Annotated in this window: 18 protein-coding genes; 14 read left to right on the top strand and 4 right to left on the bottom strand. The window is 53.1% G+C overall.

Translation table 11 applies throughout. The features are described 5' to 3' along the window. Nucleotides 1–187 precede the first annotated feature (187 nt). On the bottom strand, nt 188–2581 hold the full coding sequence (locus QME66_07040) for a FlgD immunoglobulin-like domain containing protein (GenBank protein MDI6808720.1): 2394 nt from the start codon (nt 2579–2581) through the stop codon (nt 188–190). A 90-nt stretch (nt 2582–2671) separates the two neighbouring features. Between QME66_07040 and QME66_07035 the strand changes: the two genes are divergently transcribed. Further along, nucleotides 2672–3274, top strand: a complete 603-nt coding sequence (locus QME66_07035; protein ID MDI6808719.1) for an epoxyqueuosine reductase QueH — start codon at nt 2672–2674, stop codon at nt 3272–3274. Here QME66_07035 and QME66_07030 read toward each other — a convergent pair. Both QME66_07030 and QME66_07025 read right to left on the bottom strand, forming a co-directional pair. After that, nucleotides 3267–3953 (bottom strand): N-glycosylase/DNA lyase, encoded by a 687-nt coding sequence (locus QME66_07030; protein MDI6808718.1) that lies wholly within the window; start codon nt 3951–3953, stop codon nt 3267–3269. The two genes, QME66_07035 and QME66_07030, sit on opposite strands and share 8 nt — an antisense overlap. Next, a complete protein-coding gene (locus tag QME66_07025) occupies nt 3937–6324 on the bottom strand; it encodes a FlgD immunoglobulin-like domain containing protein (protein MDI6808717.1) in 2388 nt (795 codons plus the stop codon). The genes QME66_07030 and QME66_07025 overlap by 17 nt, the downstream gene beginning before the upstream one ends. A gap of 160 nt (nt 6325–6484) precedes the next feature. Between QME66_07025 and QME66_07020 the strand changes: the two genes are divergently transcribed. The 4 genes from QME66_07020 to QME66_07005 all read left to right on the top strand — a co-directional run bounded on the left by QME66_07020 (nt 6485) and on the right by QME66_07005 (nt 11358). After that, the gene (locus QME66_07020) at nt 6485–7759 is read left to right on the top strand and encodes a GWxTD domain-containing protein (protein MDI6808716.1); all 1275 of its coding nucleotides are present in this window, start codon (nt 6485–6487) and stop codon (nt 7757–7759) included. A gap of 58 nt (nt 7760–7817) precedes the next feature. Further along, complete coding sequence (locus QME66_07015; protein ID MDI6808715.1) at nt 7818–8624, top strand: NlpC/P60 family protein; 807 nt, start codon at nt 7818–7820, stop codon at nt 8622–8624. Nucleotides 8625–8851: 227 nt separating this feature from the next. After that, nucleotides 8852–9880, top strand: a complete 1029-nt coding sequence (locus QME66_07010) for a hypothetical protein (protein ID MDI6808714.1) — start codon at nt 8852–8854, stop codon at nt 9878–9880. Nucleotides 9881–10134: 254 nt separating this feature from the next. Beyond that, nucleotides 10135–11358: a rhomboid family intramembrane serine protease gene (locus tag QME66_07005; GenBank protein MDI6808713.1), complete on the top strand. Its 1224-nt coding sequence runs from the start codon at nt 10135–10137 to the stop codon at nt 11356–11358. Here the strand turns inward: QME66_07005 and QME66_07000 are convergent. Continuing rightward, nucleotides 11339–11878, bottom strand: coding sequence for a carboxypeptidase-like regulatory domain-containing protein (locus tag QME66_07000; GenBank protein ID MDI6808712.1), 540 nt, complete (start codon nt 11876–11878; stop codon nt 11339–11341). The genes QME66_07005 and QME66_07000 overlap by 20 nt on opposite strands. Nucleotides 11879–12080: 202 nt before the next feature. Here QME66_07000 and QME66_06995 point away from each other — a divergent pair, with 202 nt between their 5' ends. The 9 genes from QME66_06995 to QME66_06955 all read left to right on the top strand — a co-directional run bounded on the left by QME66_06995 (nt 12081) and on the right by QME66_06955 (nt 20574). Then, nucleotides 12081–13118, top strand: a complete 1038-nt coding sequence (locus QME66_06995; protein MDI6808711.1) for a rod shape-determining protein — start codon at nt 12081–12083, stop codon at nt 13116–13118. Nucleotides 13119–13123: 5 nt separating this feature from the next. Beyond that, a complete protein-coding gene (mreC, locus tag QME66_06990; protein MDI6808710.1) occupies nt 13124–13999 on the top strand; it encodes a rod shape-determining protein MreC in 876 nt (291 codons plus the stop codon). Between the two features lie 7 nt (nt 14000–14006). Next, nucleotides 14007–14504: a rod shape-determining protein MreD gene (gene mreD / locus QME66_06985; GenBank protein ID MDI6808709.1), complete on the top strand. Its 498-nt coding sequence runs from the start codon at nt 14007–14009 to the stop codon at nt 14502–14504. A gap of 38 nt (nt 14505–14542) precedes the next feature. After that, entirely contained in the window at nt 14543–16333 is a 1791-nt protein-coding gene (gene mrdA, locus QME66_06980) for a penicillin-binding protein 2 (GenBank protein ID MDI6808708.1), read from the top strand. Nucleotides 16334–16341: 8 nt separating this feature from the next. Then, the gene (gene rodA, locus QME66_06975; protein MDI6808707.1) at nt 16342–17571 is read left to right on the top strand and encodes a rod shape-determining protein RodA; all 1230 of its coding nucleotides are present in this window, start codon (nt 16342–16344) and stop codon (nt 17569–17571) included. Nucleotides 17572–17889: 318 nt separating this feature from the next. Further along, nucleotides 17890–18675, top strand: a complete 786-nt coding sequence (gene lgt / locus QME66_06970) for a prolipoprotein diacylglyceryl transferase (GenBank protein MDI6808706.1) — start codon at nt 17890–17892, stop codon at nt 18673–18675. Further along, nucleotides 18672–19529: a shikimate dehydrogenase gene (gene aroE / locus QME66_06965; GenBank protein ID MDI6808705.1), complete on the top strand. Its 858-nt coding sequence runs from the start codon at nt 18672–18674 to the stop codon at nt 19527–19529. Before lgt ends, aroE begins: the two co-directional genes overlap by 4 nt. Nucleotides 19530–19751: 222 nt before the next feature. Then, nucleotides 19752–20312, top strand: coding sequence for a phosphoribosyltransferase family protein (locus QME66_06960; GenBank protein MDI6808704.1), 561 nt, complete (start codon nt 19752–19754; stop codon nt 20310–20312). A 43-nt stretch (nt 20313–20355) separates the two neighbouring features. Then, nucleotides 20356–20574, top strand: coding sequence for a 4Fe-4S binding protein (locus tag QME66_06955; protein ID MDI6808703.1), 219 nt, complete (start codon nt 20356–20358; stop codon nt 20572–20574). Nucleotides 20575–20659: the final 85 nt, after the last annotated feature.

Here is a 20659-nt window from a genome sequence, read left to right as displayed (position 1 = left end):
CAGAGGGGCGAGAAGCCCCTATGAAAGTGTCGTGTCCCAGGGCAAGGAGATAGACAAGGAATTTCCGGGACACGACACTAGTTTATCAGTGAAGGACCATCCTTGACCCCGAAGCAATACTTCATGCTTTGACTCGCCCCGATCCCGGGCCGCTGGATTCAGCTCGTCCGGCCGACCTGACGAGCTGCTACCTGAGGAGGACAATCTTCCTCATCAGGCTCTCGCTCCCGGATGCTGCTCTGACAAGATAGATCCCTGAGGGTACGTTGGCCCCATCGCGGCCTGTTCCGTCCCAGACGATGCTGTGTTTTCCTACGGGCACCTGGCCTGAAAAGAGTGTTTTCACGAGGTCGCCGTTCACATTAAAGACATCCACTCTGACGGCACGCGAAGAAGGCAGAGAAACTGACACCGTGGTAGAGCGGCCGAACGGATTGGGCGATGCGCCCAGAGAAAAACCAAGGCTTGCCTCACTCGCTTCCCGTGAGGAAACGTCCGATGCCCAGATGATTTTGAAGATGCTGCTTTCTCCGGTGCCCACGTTCAACCCATGGTCAAATGCACAGATTTTGATCCTGCAGTTGTCGGAAGAAATGCCCAGAACGCGCCAAACATAAGGCGATGAGTAGCGATAGCCGCTGATTATGCAGTAGGGATAGCTGTTCCCGCCATCAACGGAGAGGTAGATGCCGGTCGAGTCGATGGTTCCGTTATCCTGGGTCACCCACGAAATCACTGCCGGGTTCCCGGCAAAGAGGGTATCGCTCCCGCTGATGAAACCGGAGACGTTAGAGCGTCTGGATGGAGGCAGGACTGAGACTGACGGGGGAGTTTTGTCGACAATCGTGAAATTCTGGTCGCTCTCATCACAGGATCTTGCGAACTCATTCTTGAACGTCACTCTGACCCGGCAAAAATCCGAGGGCGTATTCGGCAGAATGCAGTAAAAAGGAGGTCTGCTCGAGACATCTGTGGCTATCGGAACGTAGCTTCTCCCGCCATTCGTTGTCAGGGAAATCGATACAGTGCCGATCGGATTTGCGTTCCAGCTGGACACTTTCCACAATATGGACTGCCTCGTTCCTTCTTCCCACAGCTCTCCTCCGTTGGGCCGGGTAACTGTGACGGGCGGGCCTTCCGGCCAGTCCAAACCTTGACCCGTCTCGACAATGTTGTCGACGTTTATGTGGCCGAAGGCAGTGGTGCTAGCATCCACAATCTTCAGGTACACCCACCGCCCCCTCATTTGACTCACGTCCCAGGTTCTCAGGTCCATCGTTTCAGAGTTCTTTCCAGTCTCAGAGAAAATCACCGCGTCGTCGCATCCGTCACAAAGCGCGACAAAAGCCGAATCCGGCTTGTATCCGCCGCCGACGAGAAGATTGATTGTTGACCCTTCAAGCATGAAACTCCTCGACCTAAGTTCTCCTATTGCCTTATCCCCTTGAGAATCTCCTGCAAATGCTCCGGCGGGCTGAAGCGGTCCCATGAATTTCTCGTACGTCCCAACCCAGCAGTTACCCTCAAGCCCTGAAGTAATTCCTGACCTGAGGAAAGTATTATCTCCGAAGGTCGGCTGGGTCGTAAAAGCAGTCCCTGAGACGATCAGCCAATCCTTACTCAATGGATGATTTATCCGGACCACGGGAAGCCCGTTCTCCCACAAAAGGGTGTCTATCTTCACTGCGTACCACTCCGTCCTCTGAACGTTGAATGTCTTGTATCTTGAGAACAGTTGAGTCTGCTCCACACCGAAAACCTCGGCGCCACCGCCACGGTCAACCAACGTCCTTTCTGAGAAATCCCACCCGGAGAGCAAGGAGTCCGAAGAAAGATAAGATGTCCCGTCTGCCTCGTACACCGAGAAAAAAAGGTGGTACTTATTGAACTTCTTCACAAGAAAAGGGGACTCCATAGGATCAGCCGGCCTGCGGCCCTCATGAGCACAGATTGGGCCTCTGTCGGTCCAGTTGACGAGGTCGGTTGAGGTTGCGCAGGCGATTGTTGCCTGGCCGGTCTTGCTCTTGGTTGTGATGAGCATATAGTAGAGGCCGTTTTCGAAGAATATGAACGGGTCTCTGCAGTCGGACCAGGAGTTTGTACTCCATTGTGCCCAGGTTGTGTCAGGGATGTAGACGGGGTTACCCGGCCATTTGATCCATGTGAATCCGTCTGTTGAGGTTGCAAGACCCGTGGCCTGGGCTATGCTGGAATTGACCCCCGTGTAAAACATGTAGTACTTCATGTCCAGGCCCTGTATTACGTGTGGGGCCCAGACTGCCTCATTTTCCCAGGTGCCTGGCTGGACAGAGATGACAGGCGGGAGAATTGTCCAGTGGATCAGGTCGGTCGAGATTGCATGGCCGAGGCTGTCTTCGAATTGAGGTCCATCAGGGGCGAGAGGAGCTCTGATGTAATAGAGATGATAGAGAGTGTCAATTTTGACAAAGCAATGGTCCTTCACCCTGTAGTTCTTCTCAAAGAAATACATCTGCTCAAAGTCAAAGATGACCAGAGCAGAACAGGGGGAAGACAAAAGAAGCACAAGGAGAAGCAGAAGCCCTCGGAGCGACCATTTCACGTCGGGTGAGAACCTCCTTTACATCTTTATTTATAGCAGATTCGAATCCGGATTTCAAGGTTAATGTCGTGCTCAAGGATGCAACACGGCATGTTGACATCGGGAGGGCCGTTTCCTACATTGGAGCTTGCCTTGGATGAGCCAAACACCAGAAAGAGTCTTGCACTCCATGTTTGTTGCGGTCCTGATGCCACCTCCGCGATAGAGAGACTCGTATATCAATACGACGTCGTTCCGTTTTTCTACAACCCGAACATCTATCCGGAAAAGGAGTATCTGAAGAGACTGGAAGAGTCAAGAAAGGCATGCGGCAGATGGGACCTTATCTTGACTGCGGGTGCGTACGAGACCGAGGTCTGGTCTCAGAAGACGACCGGACTTGAGGAGGAACCTGAAGGCGGGAAGAGATGCCGTGTGTGCTACGCCGTGAGGCTGGAAAAAACGGCTTTGTTTGCCCGAGAGAACGGCTGCGACTTTTTCAGTACTGTGCTCACTGTCAGTCCTCACAAGGACTCCCGGTTGATTATCGCGTTGGGCAGGGAAGTTGGGGTGCGTACAGGAGTTGAATTCCTTTGTGAGAACTTCAAGAAGAAGGATGGCTTCAAGAGGAGCATAGAGCTGTCGAAGGAAATGAATCTGTATCGTCAGAACTACTGCGGGTGCATCCACAGCATGAAGGAAGGGGTCACTTGAGAATCGCGCCGGTCCTTGACCACCAGAGAAGCAAGTCGAGCTCATCCATGTCTATCCCTACCGAGGAAGCGAAGTTCCTCAACTCTGCCTCGATTCTCCGGTAGTTGGCCGGTGTAAGACCTTTCCCGGACCAGTCAATCACTCCGAGGCGGGAAAGGCAACCCAGTATATGCCTGTCCAGGATCGCATACCCCCTGAAGCCGATATTCCTGAGGAAATGACTTGCCTCTTTGTAGCCAATCCCTTTTATTCCGGGATCCGCTGCGAATGAGTCTCTGAGCCCATCTCTGTCGGAGAAAGAGACGATTCTCTCTTTCAACTTGAGGCCACAGGTCTTCCTCAGGTACTCCCTCGTGTGAAATATGTAGGACGCCCTTGTCCTCCAGAACCTGTGACGGCCCCTGAGCCTTGCCCGGAGCGCATTTCTGGTTCCCTTGAGCAGGATATCGCCCAGCGATTCAATTCCCCTGAATCCTGACATTGCACTTGAGTTCGCAGTCAGGATGCAGAAGCAGAGCTCGGAAAAGATCGAAGAATCGTCTTCTTGAAACTTCTTTTCGAATTCTCTAAGCCTGCCGTGAATCTCATCTTTCTTAAGCTGATGGAGAAATATCAGGTCGTCTGGGTCGGATATTTCAATTGGAAACCTGGGTATTGCGAGCTTATTTGAGGAGGACAATTTTCCTGGTGAGAGCATCCTTTTCAGATTCGACCCTGATCAGATACACTCCGGACGGAAGGGGGCTTCGATTGCTGTCCCTGCCGTCCCAGACAAGGGTATGATTCCCTCCTCTGCTTGTGCCCGAGAACAGAGTCCTCACGTTTTCTCCTTTGACATTGAATATGTCTGCCCTTGTCTTGCCTGGCAATGGGAGGGAAAACGTTATGACGATCTCGCTGGAGAAAGGATTAGGCGCCGCGTTGAGCGTGAATGATAGCGTGAGAGGGCTCCGGTCGGAGCGATTGACATCGGAGAGCCTCAAGATTCTGAACAGATCACTCTCCCCGGTTCCAGCGTTGAGCCCGCGGTCGTAGGACGTGACGCTGATTCTGCAGCTGTCCGAATAGTAGGAGTATGGTATGTTCCATTGAAAATCGGATGAACTTCCACTGAGTCCCCCGCTGCGAAGTCCGGTGATGATGACATAAGGGTACGTTCTTCCGGCATCAACCGAAAGATAGATGTTGGTCGAGTCAATGGTTCCATTGTCAGTCACGGCCCACGAAATCACGGTGGCCGTTCCACCCCTGAGAGTATCTCCGGCGGCGGGCGCAAGAACCGAAACCTGCGGAGGGGTTATGTCCCGTATTTTGAAATCCTGGTCACTCCAGTCACACCAGCCAAACGGCGCCTTCGTGTAGGCCGTGACCCTTACTATGCACTGGTCGGAAGGCGTCGACGGTAGATTCCAGTAGTAAGGCGGGTCACCTCGCAGGCCTCTGACGATAGGGATATACCTGAACCCATCATCAATTGAATAAAACAACGAGACAGAATCCGCGCCGAGACCGTTTGTCCCCGCGGCAACCCACCATATGCCATGCTGGCTCTGTTCATCCCAAACTTCTCCTCCATTTGGCTCCAGCACTGTCACGGTTGGGTACTGCGGTGTCGTAGAACTTTGCCCATTCTCAGATATGTTGTCCACATTAATGTGCCCAAAGGGCGAGCTGCTGGCATCTACAACCTTGATGTAAACATTTCTCCCTCTCATAAGACCTATGTTCCAAGTTCTCAGGTCCATTGTTTCCGAGTTCTTTCCGGTTTCCGAGAAGATTGCCCGGTCATCGCATGCGTCACATAGCGCCACAAACTCTGAATCCGGCTTGCTCCCGCCGCCAACAGAGAGGGTGATGTTCGAGCCATCAAGCACGAAATTTCCTGACCTGAGCTCTCCAACGGGTACATCTCCCTGATAGTCTCCGGCGAGCCCGGTGGTTGGCTGGAGAGGGCCCTGGAACCTCTCGTATGTTCCTATCCAGGAGTTGCCCTGTAGTCCCGAGGGGATGCCGGATCTGACGTATGTGTTGTCTCCGAAAGTGGATTGCGCGTGGAAAGCTGTCCCCCAGACAGGGCGCCAGTCGCGTTGAAGGGGACCCGGGATTGAAACCCGGGGAGACTGATTCTCCCACACAAGCGTGTCCAATTTGATGGCGTACCAGTAAGCTCCTCCAACCGGGAAGCAGGTGTACCTTGAAAAGAGTTCGGTTCCAGAATCGTCGACAATCTCTGCCGCGCCACCCAGGTCCAGGATCACGCGCCGGGACAAATTCCAGCCGGAGAGCAGAGAGTCGGAGGAAATATAGGACGTGCCCCCCACCGGGTACTCTGAGAAGAAAAGATGGTACTTGTCGAATCTCTTCAGAAGAAACACGGATTCAAGGGGATTGGAGTAGTCAGGGGCCTCATGGGCGTAGATTGGGCCTCTGTCGGTCCAGTTGACGAGGTCGGTTGAGGTTGCGCAGGCGATTGTTGCCTGGCCGGTCTTGCTCTTGGTTGTGATGAGCATGTAGTAGAGGCCGTTTTCGAAGAATATGAACGGGTCTCTGCAGTCGGACCAGGAGTTTGTACTCCATTGTGCCCAGGTTGTGTCAGGGATGTAGACGGGGTTACCCGGCCATTTGATCCATGTGAATCCGTCTGTTGAGGTTGCAAGACCCGTGGCCTGGGCTATGCTGGAATTGACCCCCGTGTAAAACATGTAGTACTTCATGTCCAGGCCCTGTATTACGTGTGGGGCCCAGACTGCCTCATTTTCCCAGGTGCCTGGCTGGACAGAGATGACAGGCGGGAGAATTGTCCAGTGGATCAGGTCGGTCGAGATTGCATGGCCGAGGCTGTCTTCGAATTGAGGTCCATCAGGGGCGAGAGGAGCTCTGATGTAATAGAGATGATAGAGAGTGTCAATTTTGACAAAGCAATGGTCCTTCACCCTGTAGTTCTTCTCAAAGAAATACATCTGCTCAAAGTCAAAGATGACCAGAGCAGAACAGGGGGAAGACAAAGAAAATAAAAAGAAGAGCAGTATAAGGTAGATTATCCTGTTCATTTGTCTTAGGGCATGCCGCCCGAATTCATTATATTAATTATCGCACTTTTCACGCCATGTTTCAAGGGCAATTAGCGGTTCTTCGTTTTCCAGAAGTCTGTGAGTCTCTCTTGACTCGAGAGAGGAAAGAAAATAGGCTTGGCAGGGAGGGAAATCGCTGGTGTTGTCCGTCAATAAGATAGTTTCAGCAATTGCGTTGACTCTGTTGGTTTCGCCGTCTGCTTTCCTGCCCCCAGCATATACCCAGGAAGAATATGTGTCAGTCGGGCACCCGCTGTTCTCAGCCGATGTGTTCAGCTTCTGGCAAAAGGGAAGTGGCAATGTTGTTGAGGTGAGTTACGAGGTTGAGAATAGAGAGCTTAAGTTCGTTAAATCAGAAGCTGGATTTGAGGCTGCTTTCGACATATCAGTCGTCTTCTATGACACAAAAGGCAGACAGGTGAAAGGGCAGATTTGGAGACGAAAGGTCGTGTCGGACAAGTACAGTGAAACGGTTTCCTCCGAGCTCAGCTTTTCGGAAGTGTTCACGTTCTCTATTCCAGCCGGAAAGTACGTGCTGGTCGTCAAGACCAAGAATCTCAACTCGGGTCAGACTGCGGAGGTTCGTGCCGACATCTCCATGCAAGATTATGGTTCTTCGAGCCCCACAATGAGCGATCTCAAGCTCGGGACCTGTTCGAGCGAGGACCGGAGTGAGGCCAGAAGATCGGTGAAATCAGGGAGGAGATTTGGAGAAGCGGAGAGCATTCTGTGCATCTACGGTGAACTGTACGGTACGCCGCCAGGCCGGGGTGACAGCTCTTTCACCGTTGCCTACGCGGTCTATGATGATGAAGGGAACGAGAAAGACTCGGGCAGAACTCTGGCGAGGGCCGAGGGCAGGGTGACTCCGTTTCTGCTCAGAATATCGACTTCCAAGTACCTGTTCGGCGAATACTATGTCAGGGTCTCGGCCGAAGGACGCGGAAGCGGAAAGCGTATCCGCAAAGAGGCACGTTTCGAGATGGACGAATCCAAGGTGTCGCTGGATGAAGATTTTGAGGATATCCTCGACCTCCTCCGCTACATTTCCTCCAACGAAGAAATATCGAAACTGGAGGAGCTAAAAGGACAAGAGAGAAAAGAGTATTGGATGCAGTTTTGGAGGAGGAGAGACCCATATCCTGAAACCGCGAGAAATGAGTTCATGGTCGAGTTCTTCAAGAGGGCAAGATATGCCGACAAGAAATTCGGTTCGGTTGAGCGGGGATCCAAGACGGACAGGGGAAGAGTGTACATAATGCTCGGTGAACCCCACCAGATTGAAGCGCAGCCTATGAGCATGAATTCGCCTGCCTATGAAATATGGTACTACTTCGCGCCAAGCAGGAAATTCGTTTTTGTTGACAGGCTGGGGTTTGGGAACTATGAGCTTCTAAGCCAGGCAGGCGGTTGATGAGCTTCAGACGCAGTATTGGCATTGGTGAGAAACCCTGGGGGGGCGGAACTCCGGCATGAGAAAAGTCGTGGCGACCAGTGTGGCGGACCTCAGGAAAAGGCCTTCCCACTCTTCCGAGCTTGTTTCACAGGGGCTGATGGGGACCGAGGTCGAGATCCTGGGCCGAAATCGCACGGGTACCTGGCTGAAGGTCGCGCTTCCAGACGGCTACGCGGGCTGGATGAGGAGTTGGTACCTGTCGGTAAGAAAACCCGCAAGGCGAAACAGGGAGGTCCTGGTAGGGGCTGCCCTTACATTTGTTAGAGAAAGGCCGCTTGAGACTTCTCACGGTCTTACGGATGCTGTCATGGGTTCGCGGCTTACTGCGGCAGGGGCAAAAGGGAGTTGGGTAAGAGTGCTTCTGCCCGACGGAAGAAAGGGATGGATTAGGAAGAAGGATCTGCTGCTCGGCCCACGAAGAGGAGAGGGGTCTGCTGAATCTGTTGTCAGGACCGCAAGGTCGCTTCTGGGTGTTCAGTACCTTTGGGGCGGCAAGAGTGTGAAGGGATTCGATTGCTCCGGGTTTGTCCAGTTTGTATTTGAATTGAACGGGCTTTCCCTGCCGAGAGATTCCAGGGACCAATTCAGATCGGGAAGCAGGATCTCATGGCCGCGGGGGAAGGACAGACTTCTTGCGGGGGATCTTCTTTTCTTTGGCAAGAAAGGAAAGGCTATCTCACACGTGGCCATATACATCGGGTCGGGGCGGATGATCCACTGCCAGGGCCAGGTCAGGATGGGAAGCGTGAGAGGAGGAACGGGGCTCTATGATGCGTCTCTGATGCGTCTGTTTCGTGGTGCCAGGAGGATTATCTTCAATTGAGCCTTTTTTGCTGACTCCAGAAGTGGCTTGACAGGGGCGGCTGGAACGTGGTATTATATTAAGAGTTTTAAACAGAAAGACATTGGCCTTGACCGGACGTTCTTGCGATTTCCAGGGCTGTTGAAGACGTTCCTCTCGGGTCTGGGCCTATAGTTAGGGTACTACGGGGCTAGCATAGACTGGACTTCCCCCAAGTCTGGTGTGAGCAGTGCAAAGGAGGCTCTTAGATGATACGTTCCAGAATGCTTATTGCATTGGCTTTTGTGCTTTCCGTGCTTCTCGTGAACTCTGTCTCGTATGCTACAGACATAAGGGGGGACACGAAAGACAGCTGGGGTCCTAGCCGTGCGGTAACTACCCCGGGTTGGGAATACGATATTGACAACGGTGACGGCACCTACACATTTGTACAGGGGATTAATGCACAGAGTACCCCGCCTCACTATTATGGCCCCTTCTACAACCCGGAATGGTGCTGTGACTCCATCGGAGGATTCAATTTCTACAGTTGGTTCGATCTGGATTTCGGCTGGCAGCATAATTTCCCCCACTGGGCAGATCCGAATCTTGCGATCTACTCCGCAACCCTCACGGTGAAGGCCTGGGATGTGGATTCAGAGGCGACATGGGGATTGGATGGGGAGTTTGACGGAATTCATGTCAACGGCACACTGCTTGACCCCGGCTATCTTCAGGGACTGGACGACCAGTGGACGACCACGATGTTCGATATTCCGATCTCGGAAATTCTTGGCAGCGGTCTCTTGAACGTTTTCCTGGACATCGACATGCACCATCAATTGTGCTATTGGGCAACAACAGTTGAGTACAGCGAGCTCAGGATAATGTATTCCTGGGGACACGGAGTGCCGAACAATCCTCCCTATAGGCCGTTGCTCGAGCTATTACCCGGCCCGCCGAGCTGTCCTTTTGACACCGATAACCTGGTTGTGCACGTAGTTGGCCCGAACCCGCGCGACCCGGACGGGGATGCCGTGACCTATCGTTACCGGTGGTTCGTTGATGTTGGAACGGGCGGCTTCGTTGACGACGAGTATGCCGGAAGGGGAGACCACACCGGAAACACTGTGCCGGCAGCCGACACCCAGACAGGGGATATATGGAGAGTCCAGGTAACGCCTGTTGACGAGCATCAGGCAATCGGTAACTATGCCACCGCAACGTTCAGTCAAGTCGGCGGTCCGACAACGGTAGTCCCTACTACCTGGGGAAAGATAAAGGCGTCTTATAGGTAGAAAGAAACATCGGTTTTCTAAGTGATGACGAGGGATGTCGGTAAAACCGGACATCCCTCTTTGTTTCTGCGTCCTCATGGTCTCGCGATACCAGTCCATCGGTCAAATCCCGAAGCGATGCGAGGCCCATTGTTGACAGAACAGGTTTTCCGACATTAGACTCCGCGGTGTCATGCTCTCTTGCGAATCGTTTCCTTTCGAAGATGAAGCACGTGCCTTGCTGACCGGGGAATGGTGAAAGGCTTTATGCCTCGATGTACTATTTCTATTACCTGCCGGTAGGAACCGAGGTAAAACTCAAGCGGACGCCTTACGTCACACTGGGCCTGGTCGGCTTCAATTCACTAATTTTCGTTCTTTCCACATTCGTACCCGCCTTCAGGGAAGACGCTTCTCTCTTCGCACATTTTCCCTACTTCCCGAGTGTCATCACCGCTTTTTCAGCGACATTCATACACGGGAATGTTCTTCATCTTGGTCTCAATATGTTCTATCTCTTCCTCTTTGGGTCGTGCGTTGAAGACAGTATCGGAAGGAGCCGCTACCTTGTTTCATTTCTTGTCTGCGGAGCCATCTCAACACTTGTCCAATCTGCTGTGGCAGTGAAGCTGGGTGAGAATCCCAACTTCCGCATCATCGGCGCATCGGGAGCAGTCGCTGGAGTGATGGGGATGTTCGTCGTGAGATTCTACTATTTGCGGGTGAAACTCCTCTCGCTTTCCATGCTTTTCCTTCAAGGCGTTGTCCGTGGTGCGGCGCATTACATGAATTCCGTGGCCGCGATTCTCATGTGGGCCTTGATTCAGCTCGCCTACGGACTGGCGACAGCCGGCGGTGAAGGTACCAGGGTTGCCTACTGGGCCCATCTCTCCGGCCTCCTGATGGGGATCGCGCTTGCTCTGATGTTCGACATGAGGAGGGCTGCATCGAACCAGGTGAAGCTCATCAGGGGAAACAGATACTTTGACAAAGGGAAATGGTACGCGGCGATAGGAGAGTACATGACGTATACATCGCTTGTTCCCGGTGATGCCGAGGGAAGACTTCAGCTTGCAAGGGCGTTGGCCATAACCGGGGAAAAGAGGTCTGCCCAGGAGGAATACGAGAAGGCCATGTCAACGCTCCTTAAGGACGGTGAATGCGAGCCGGCCGTAGAGTGTTACAAGGAGATGGCACGGCAGGTGCGGGGCTCATGCCCGCGGCCTTCGGCGCAATTGGCGCTTGCTGAATGCAGCGAGAAGATCGGAAGGATCAAAGATGCAGCTGAAATACTGGAGGGGTTCATCAGATACTATCCTGACCATCCAAGAAGAGGTGCTGCCCTCGCCAAATACGGAGAACTCTTGGCAAGCCTTGGAAAATATGGAGAGGCAGTTCGCGCCTTCGATGACGCCCTGAGGTGTGAACTATCTGACGGTTTGAAAAGAGATGTGATGAGAAGAAGGGATAGCCTTGCTGCTATGGCTTCAGGCAGTTAGAAAGGGATACCTGCTTGATTCTCATCTGCGCATCGAGCATTTGAGCATTGACCAGAGTTGAGGGCGTAAGCTCAAGCCGCGGCACGCACGGTGAAAGCAGTTTGTGCTCTTTCGCAGACTTGCTTTCCTTCAGGATATAGAGTTTGTGGATAAGCCGCGTGTTCTTGGAGACGAACCAGAGCGCTATTGTTTCATTCTTTCCATAGTCGATCGGGATGCTGAATGAGTAGCTTCCCTGCTCATCAGTCATCGCTGAGCCAGCGGCAAGGCCGCCGACGAAAAGCTCGACTGAAATGCCGGACAGGGATCTGTCTTGTGCGTCGGAGACTCTGCCGAAAATTTTCGTGTCCTCGCCAATTCTGAGAAATTTCTTCTGCTGTTCGGTTTTCTCTTCCTTCGGCGGGACCTGCTCGGTGGGGGGAGGAAGAAAAGATGCAGACGAGCCGGCGGCGGCGAGAAACGCAGCCAACAACATGAACACAGGGAGAGAAATCAACACGGCACTTCTCGGTGGTCTCAACTTGTCCTCCTCTTTGAGGAATCCTTACCTTTGATAACAGATAGGATAAAATCGGTCAAGCGAAAAATACTCCGGACGGTTCCGGGTGCATTCTGCAGAATTGTCTTGCTACCAGGCCTACGTTTTGGTAGTTTCGAAGTTCGTTCAGCATTTATCGTGGGGTTAAGTTGATGGAAAACGTCCGAGACAATAGGAGGGTAGAATGATTCTCGATCGCCTCATGGGTCTAGTGTCAAATGATGTGGCGATTGACCTTGGAACTGCGAACACTCTTGTATACGTGAAGGGGAGGGGGATAGTGCTTGACGAACCTTCCGTTGTCGCGATTGACAGGTCGACGGGCAAGGTGCTTGCCGCAGGCAGGGAAGCAAAGGCAATGCTCGGGAGGACGCCCGAGGGAATAATGGCTGTCAGACCGCTCAAGGATGGTGTGATTGCAGACTTCGAGGTCACAGAGGACCTTCTCAGGGAGTTTATCACCAGGGTGCAGAAAAGAAGATTTCTCGTAAGACCCAGGATCATAGTCTGTGTGCCTTCGGGAATAACTGAAGTTGAGAAGAGGGCGGTGAGGGACTCTGCCGAGCATGCCGGTGCGAGGGAAGTGTTCCTCGTGGCAGAGCCAATCGCTGCTGCAATAGGGGTCGGCCTGCCGGTGGACACGCCGTCCGGAAACATGGTCATCGATATCGGAGGAGGGACGACTGAAATCGCAGTCATGGCGCTCAACGGCATCGTGACTCACACCTCAGTCAGAGTTGGCGGGGATGAGATGGATGAGGCAATCATGCAGTACGTGAAGAAGGCCTATAACCTTCTCATAGGAGATCAGACCGCCGAGTTGATTAAGATGCAGATAGGTTCAGCTTTCAGGCTGGAACAGGAAGAAGAGGCGGAGATAAAAGGAAGAGACCTCATAGCGGGCATACCTAAGACTATACGGATTAGTTCAGTCGAAGTCAGAGAGGCACTACAGGAGCCGATTGGAGCCATAGTAGACGCCATGCGTCTCTGTCTGGAGAAGACGCCCCCTGAGCTTTCCTCGGACATAGTTGACAAGGGAATAGTGATGACCGGAGGCGCCTCACTGTTGAGAGGTCTGGACATGCTCCTCAGAGAGGCCACGAATCTTCCGATTTCCATTGCACAAGACCCGCTCACCTGTGTTGTTCTTGGCTCAGGCAAGATTCTCGACAACCTCACAGAATTCGAGAAGGTCATAATGAAGAGTGTCAAGGACTAAGTCCCTTGGCCTCTGCTACCAGCCTCTTCGATCGCAAGAGAGAAACAACAGTCCTCCTCGTTCTTATCTTCTTGTCATTTACGCTGATGGCAGCCGACCAGGGAGGGAGGTTAAGGACTGCACGCGCATTAAGGGTCTTTGTGCTTGGTCCTTTTGAGATGACGGGCAGCTTCGTTTCGACTGTCCTTGAGCTCAAAAGAGAGAACGAACAACTTGCCGATCTCGCGGTGAAGGCATCGGTTGAGAAAGAGCTTCTTCTGGAGGAGAACCTCAGGAAGCAGAGCGGAATGGATATGAAAGAGTTTGCGCACTCTTCCGGGCTTGACCTTGTGCTTGCCCGGGTTGTTGCGAGGTCCACCGAACGATTTGCCTCCACTCTGACAATAGACAAGGGAAAGAAGGACGGTCTCACGCCGGAGATGCCGGTTCTCTCGTCAGATGGAGTCGCAGGGAAACTCGGGCAGGTGTTCGGGCAGTATTCGATTGTCGATCTCATAACAAGCGGTAGGTGTTCCGTTGCGGCACGTCTGCGGAGGACGAGGGTTCACGGAATAGTCTCGTGGGAGAGCTCAGTCGGGGCGCTTAAGATGAAGTATGTTCCAGTCGGTGAGGATGTGAGGGAGGGTGACGAAGTCTTCTCATCCGGGATGGGGGGAGTTTTTCCCGGCGGGCTTAAGCTCGGAACGGTTCGAAAGGTGGGTGTTGCAGAGGACACGTTTCTCAAGGACATAGTCGTTGAACCAAGCGTCAGAATTGCCAGGCTGGAGGAAGTGACTGTGCTGAGAAGCTCAAAGCAAATGGGGAGTCTCCTCAAAGTCTTTACCGAGAGCGAACGCGGACCCGCAGGTTCTTCCAGGATGTCTAAGGCCTCAGAGTATTGAGGCGTGAATGAAGGTAATTCTCCTTGTCCTGGTTCTTCTTCTTGGATTCACGATACAAAGTTCGCTGGTTGAAAAGATTTCCATCCTCGGTTTCAGACCCGACCTCCTTCTGGCCATTGTAGTTTATATCGGCCTCCTCAGAGGGCCTATCCCGGCAAGCGTCGCCGGGTTTGTCATTGGCCTCGTGGTTGACCTTTCGACGACTCACCTGCTGGGGATAAACGCACTCTCGATGTCCGTGGCAGGTTTCGTGGCAGGAAATGTCTGGGTTCACATAAACAGGGAAAGCTCTCTTGCGCAATTCCTCGTTCTCTTTCTCCTCAGTCTTCTTCACGACATCATTTTCTTGATTCTGACTACCGGCGGACGATTGGCTGACATTCTACAATCGTTGGGATGGGTCAGCATTCCATCGGGCCTCTACACCTCTGCCATTTCCCCGGTTCTGTTCCGCATCTTCATGAAGCTGGTGGGAACAAAGGTTAAGCTCGAGGGCAGGGGTTGAGTTTCTTTCCGGTCGATTGACAACGGGAGCAAACGATTTTGACAGAGAGAGAAAGCAAAGGCAGAGTTCTCGAACTCGTAACAGTCGTCGCGTTCGCTCTGCTGGCGCTAAGGGTGCTGACCTTCCAGGTTCTTCAATCTCCACGCTACAAACAATTGTCGGACGAAAACAGGGTCAGGATAGATGTCCTTCAGTCGCCCAGGGGCGATATCTGTGACAGGAACGGCCGGGTCCTGGCAAACAGCCTTCCCTCTTTCAACATCGTTCTTGATGCGTTTGAAAGAAGCTATTTGAGAAAAGAGGCCTTCGTCGAGTCAACAATTGTCTCCGTCGGCAGGCTCTTGGGAGTGAATGAGGACAGCATCCTCTCGGAGGCAATGAGCGGGAAGTCGGCGTCATATGGAAGGATCGTTGTCAGGCGCGGAGCCTCGCTCAATGAAATAAGCGTCGTCGAAGAACGGCTCTCGGAGCTTCCGGGAGTGGAAATAGATGTGGCCCCGGTCAGGCATTACACCCTTGGTGACACAACATGCCATCTGCTCGGATATCTCGGGGAAGTTTCAGCTGATGAGCTTGAGGAAGCCGGCACGGAGATCGGCCCCGGCTCCCTTGTCGGCAGGGGTGGAGTCGAGATGGAATACGATCATCTGTTGAGGGGGAGAGACGGGGCAAGGCTCGTTGAAGTGGACGCCCTTGGAAGGAGAGTCGGGCTTCTTGACAAGTCGCTCGCCAGAACTCCAAGAAGAGGCAGCACGTTAGTTCTCACGGTTGATCGAGATCTTCAACGCGTGGCAGAAAGCGCTTTCGGCGACTGGGAAAGAGGGGCTGTTGTTGTTCTGGATTTGAAAACCGGTGGTGTCCTCGCTTTGGTGAGCAGACCGGCTTTCGACCCGAATCTTTTCTCGTCAGGGCTGAGTCTCGGGGAATGGAGGAAGCTCTTGCTGGATCGAAGGAAACCGTTACTGAACAGGTCGATTCAGGGAACGTATCCGCCGGGCTCAGTGTTCAAGCTTGTTTCGACAATCTCAGGGCTCGCCTCGGGTACGCTGCGTGAGGATGCAACCCTCGGCTCATGCTCGGGCAAGTTCCCATATGGTGGACGGGTCTTCAAGTGCTGGAGTGAGAACGGGCATGGTTCGTTGAATCTCCACGATGCGATTGTCCAGTCCTGTGACGTTTTCTTCTATCGGGTGGGCCTAAAGGTTGGCCTCGATAGGATCTCAAAGTATGCAAAAGAGGTGGGCCTCGGCGAAAAGGCCGATATCGACCTCCCGGGGGAGCGAAGAGGGCTTATTCCGGACAAACGTTTCTATGACAAGAAATTCGGTCCCGGGAAATGGGCAAGAGGTCTTCTTCTCAATCTCGCGATCGGCCAGGGAGAGATTCTTGCCACGCCTCTTCAGCTGGCTATTCTCGCAGAGGCAGTCGCCCTTCGCGGGGTTGTGCTGAAACCGCATGTTCTGCAGGCAATAAGAGTCCAGGATGGAAGGACGATCTACACAAAACTTGAGAAAATCGAGGTGAAGGGAGTTGACCGCAGTCTCTTTGAGACCGTGGCAAGCGCCATGGAGGGTGTTGTTGAAGGTCCCTCCGGAACGGGGAGCAGAGCTCGAGTTCAGAGCGTGGTAATTTGCGGGAAGACAGGCACCGCACAGAATCCTTTCGGAGAGGATCATGCCATCTTTGTCGCCTTCGCGCCCGCCGAGACTCCTGAAATCGCGCTGTGCGTTATCGTCGAGAATGGCGGCCACGGCGGCACGGTCGCTGCTCCAATCGCCCAGAAGATAATGGACCACTACTTCCGGGCCTTCGATAGGGGCGGGATCTAGGAAGCAATATGCTCTTCAGACGAGAATACATAAGGCACATAGACTGGGTACTTCTTGTTACTGTTTTTCTCCTGCTTGGCGTCGGCCTCCTCCTTGTTTTCAGCGCGACACAACCGATCGGCAAGAGCGACAGACACGACCTTTTCCCCAGGCAGCTCCTTTGGGTGGCGACAGGGCTCATCGTTATGTGTTTTGTCGCAGTCATTCCTCAGCGAGTTTTCGATGGACTCGCTCCATACTTCTACTCGGTGGCAGTTCTTCTCCTCACTCTCGTGCTCTTCGCGGGTACAGAGGCCTTTGGAGCGAGAAGATGGCTTGCCTTTGGATCGCTCCGTTTTCAGCCGTCAGAGTTCTCAAAATTCGCCCTCATAATTCTTCTTGCCAGATTCTATTCAAAGCCGAGGACGAACATGAAATATTCGAGGAATTTCATTATTCCATTGCTTCTCTCCGTCCTGCCGGTGCTTCTGATCCTGAAAGAGCCTGATCTCGGAAGCGCAATCTCCATTTTGTTCATATTCCTGGCGATGGCGTACTGGGCCGGGACCCCCAAGCTTTACCTCATCCTCATGCTTTCCCCTGTGCTCAGCACGTGTTTCGGTTTCATTACTCCTCTGTTCGTGGCGTTCGTCTTCTGTCTTGGTTTTTTCCTTTACTATGCGAGGATTCCGCTCTCGATTTCTCTGCCATCGTTCTTCGTGAATATTGCACTCGGCGCAGGGAGCCCTCTTGTGTGGAGGTCTCTCGAGCAGTATCAAAGAGACAGGATACTGACTTTCATCGATCCTGGAAAAGATCCGCTCGGAGCAGGGTATCAAATTATTCAGTCGAAGATAGCAATCGGCTCCGGAGGAGTCTTCGGCAAAGGGTTTCTTGAGGGAACCCAGAAGGCACTTTCATTTCTTCCGGCTCAGCACACAGATTTTATATTCTCGGTCCTTGGTGAAGAATTCGGGCTGTTGGGCTCTCTTTTTGTCATCCTTCTCTTCTTCGTATTGTTCCTCAGGTGCATAAGCATTTCGGTAAAATCTCCCAGTAAGCTTGGGAGCCTCCTGGTGGTTGGTGCATCTGCATCCATCTTCTACAATGCTGTAGTGAACACCTGGATGGCCGTGGGACTTGCGCCTGTGACCGGCATTCCGCTTCCATTTGTCAGCTACGGAGGGTCATCACTTCTTACGACGCTCTCACTCGCCGGCCTTGTATTCAACGTGCATTTGAGACGTCATGAGTTCTGACGGCGATGAGCCGTGAGGTGGCTTTCGCGGGAGGGATGGGGAACCCATCTTGGTGAGCAAGGTGGGGATACCCAGCCCTTCAGAGGCTGGGAGGGGCAAGGATTCCCCGCCTGGCGAGCCATAGATGGGTCATCCCGGAGCGGAGCCGGCGAAACGCTCACTCGCCGTCGGGCACCGTGGTCGCTGAAATCGGGATACTCACAATCATGAACTTCTTTGATGATGAGAGCCGCGAACATGATAGAATATGGAAAGGATATGGAATGATTCCGGTCTCGGCCGGTTTCCCGGCTGGTTGAATCCAGAGGAGGAGGAAGATTGCACCCGGTTATCCTGTCAATAGGACCGCTTGAGATCAAGGCCTACGGGCTGATGCTGGCAATAGCTTTCTGGATTGCAATTCTGATTGCTCCAAGAGAGCTGAGAAGAAAGGGCATTGACAGCGAGGTGGTGCCGAGCATTTCGTTGATTGTAATTATCTCTTCCCTTGTCGGAGGGAGAGTGGCATTCGTTTTGTCTCACCTGGCGGAGTACAGGAGGGCTCCTCTGGATATTCTCAAAGTCTGGGAGGGAGGCCTCACTTTCTATGGCGGATTCCTGCTGGCGGTTGTTGTCGGTCTTGCGTACCTCAGAAGGAAAAGAGTGCCCCTCCTCCGGTTCTGCGATGCAGTGACTCCGGCCCTTGCCCTCGGGGAAGGGATAACGAGAATAGGCTGTTTTGTTAACGGATGCTGTTTCGGAGTGCCGACAACCCTTCCATGGAGTGTAGTGTTCCCCAAAGGCTCATACGCGGATTATCAGTTCGGACAAGTCGCCGTTCACCCGTCGCAGCTTTATTCCAGCGGTGCGGGGTTTCTAATCTTCATCCTTGTCATTCTTCTTAGAAGGAGAGTGAAAAGAGACGGTTCTCTCTTCATGTGCCTGGTTTTCCTGGATTCATGTGCAAGGATTCTCATCGACTGTACCAGATTCTATGAGGTCGGTTCGAACTTCGGAAGAATGATTCCTTATGCGCTGCTCGTCGTCTCTGCCGCCTTTCTTGTGCAAGGATTCCTGAGAAGGGAGCGTGGAGCCGCAGTGACAGTGCCGGAGACAGAACAGTGAATTGGGCAGGGACAGGTGAGAAGACATCTCTTCTGGGCATATTAGGATTTCCTTTGATCGGGTCTCTTTCCCCGGCCTTTCAGAACGAGGGTCTGAGGTTTCTGGGGCTTGACTATGTGTATGTGCCTTTTTCAGTGAAACCGCCCCTCCTCAGACAGGCTATCGCAGGTCTCAAGGCGCTGGGCTCAAAGGGCTTCAATGTGGCAGCGCCGTTCAAGATGTGCTGCATACCGTTCCTGGACGGACTCTCGCATGAGGCCAGGGAATGCGGAGCCGTGAATACTGTCGTAAAAAGAGGAAACAAGTTCGTCGGCTACAATACCGAGGGGAAAGGGTTCCTCAGATCGCTTGACGAAGCCCGTTTTGACCTGGGAGGGAAGAACATTGTCGTGATGGGAGGTGGGGGGGCAGCAAGAGCGATTTCCTTTTCAGTGTTGAAGAGAAAGCCATGCGGTCTCACGGTGCTCACCAGGAAATCCGAAGCGGTGAAGAAGTGGCTGCATCCGGCTAAGGTAGTATCCGTAATGTCCTATGGCGACAGGCGGGTTGGCTCTGTGCTTTCCGAGACAGACCTCCTTGTTAATGCAACAGTGGTCGGAATGTCGGATGCTGGCCGCATGCTTGTGGACCTTTCCCTTTTGAAGAAGGGGGCGGTGGTTTTTGACATAATCTTCTCGCCTTCACACACCAGATTCTTGAAGAAGGCCAGGGAAGGAGGATTTGAGACACTGAATGGGTTGTCCATGCTGCTGTGGCAGGGGGTCTTTTCATTTGAGCTCTGGACAGGTGGAAGAGCTCCCGTCGAGAAGATGAGAGACGCGCTCGCAAGGGCGTCGAGAGAAGCAGTTCCGTGAACGACTGAGACAACTTCCGGACTGTGGGAAAGGAGTGCGGCGGTGAGGTGCGGGGAAAGTCACGGAAGAGCATGCACCTTCCTTCTGGATACGTTTTTCGGAATCTTTTTTCCCTCAAGCTGTGTTTCATGTGGTGGGCACGTGACGAGAAACGAACCAGTATGCGAAGCGTGCTGGGCGAATGTGCAGCCGGCTTGCGAGGAGTTCTGTTTTGCATGCGGAATGTCAGAAAGGAGAGCTGTTACATACCCTGAGAGGGTCGCTTGCGCGGAGAACACACACAAGCCGTACAGGGCAAAAGCGGTATTCGTTGCAGGAGGCGAGATCCTTTCTCTTGTACATGCTTTCAAGTACAGAAGACACAGGTTCCTGGGAGACGCGATGGGAAAGCTGATGTCTCTCTCTCTTCACGACTCTTCACTGCTTAGAAGAGACTCGGTGCTTCTTCCGGTCCCTTTGCACCGGACCAGAATGAGAGAGCGTACATTCAATCAAAGCGAAATCCTTGCCGGGAAAGTTGCAGAAACGGCCGGCATACCCGTCATCGCCGGCGCACTTGAAAGGAAAAGACTGACTATGTCCCAGGCAGAGCTTCCCGCAGAAAGAAGATGGCTCAACGTTAGAGATTCCTTTACGGTGAAGATGGGATCCCTGGTTGAAGGAAGAGACATCATATTGGTGGATGACGTGGTCACTACGGGTGCGACTGTCTCATCTTGCGCAGGGGTACTGGAAGACGCTGGAGCGAAAAGCGTAAGCGTCCTCGGTTTTGTGGTTGCCTGAGAAGTTGTTGCGCTAACGAAAGAGCTATGATAGAGTTAACCGGATGCCAAAAGTAGCAGGGAAAGTCGAGATCAACCAGTCAAGATGCAAGGGCTGTGAGCTTTGCGTCTCTGTGTGCCCTCTCGGGGTCCTCGGGATGTCAGAAGACTTCGGCCCGCTGGGATATCACCCTGCCGTTGCGGTAAACATGGACGCATGCAATGGCTGCACACTGTGCGCTCTGATTTGCCCGGACATGGCGATAGAGGTCTTTAAGGAGTAAAGCTCCGGGTTTCGGGGAGATTGTCAGAGGGGCGAGAAGCCCCTATGAAAGTGTCGTGTCCGGGGGCAAAGACATAGACAAGGAA

This window comes from Candidatus Eisenbacteria bacterium (assembly GCA_030017955.1).
GTDB lineage: Bacteria > Eisenbacteria > RBG-16-71-46 > JASEGR01 > JASEGR01 > JASEGR01.
Note: the sequence above shows the minus strand (reverse complement) of the source record. Positions and strands in the feature narration are given on the sequence as shown.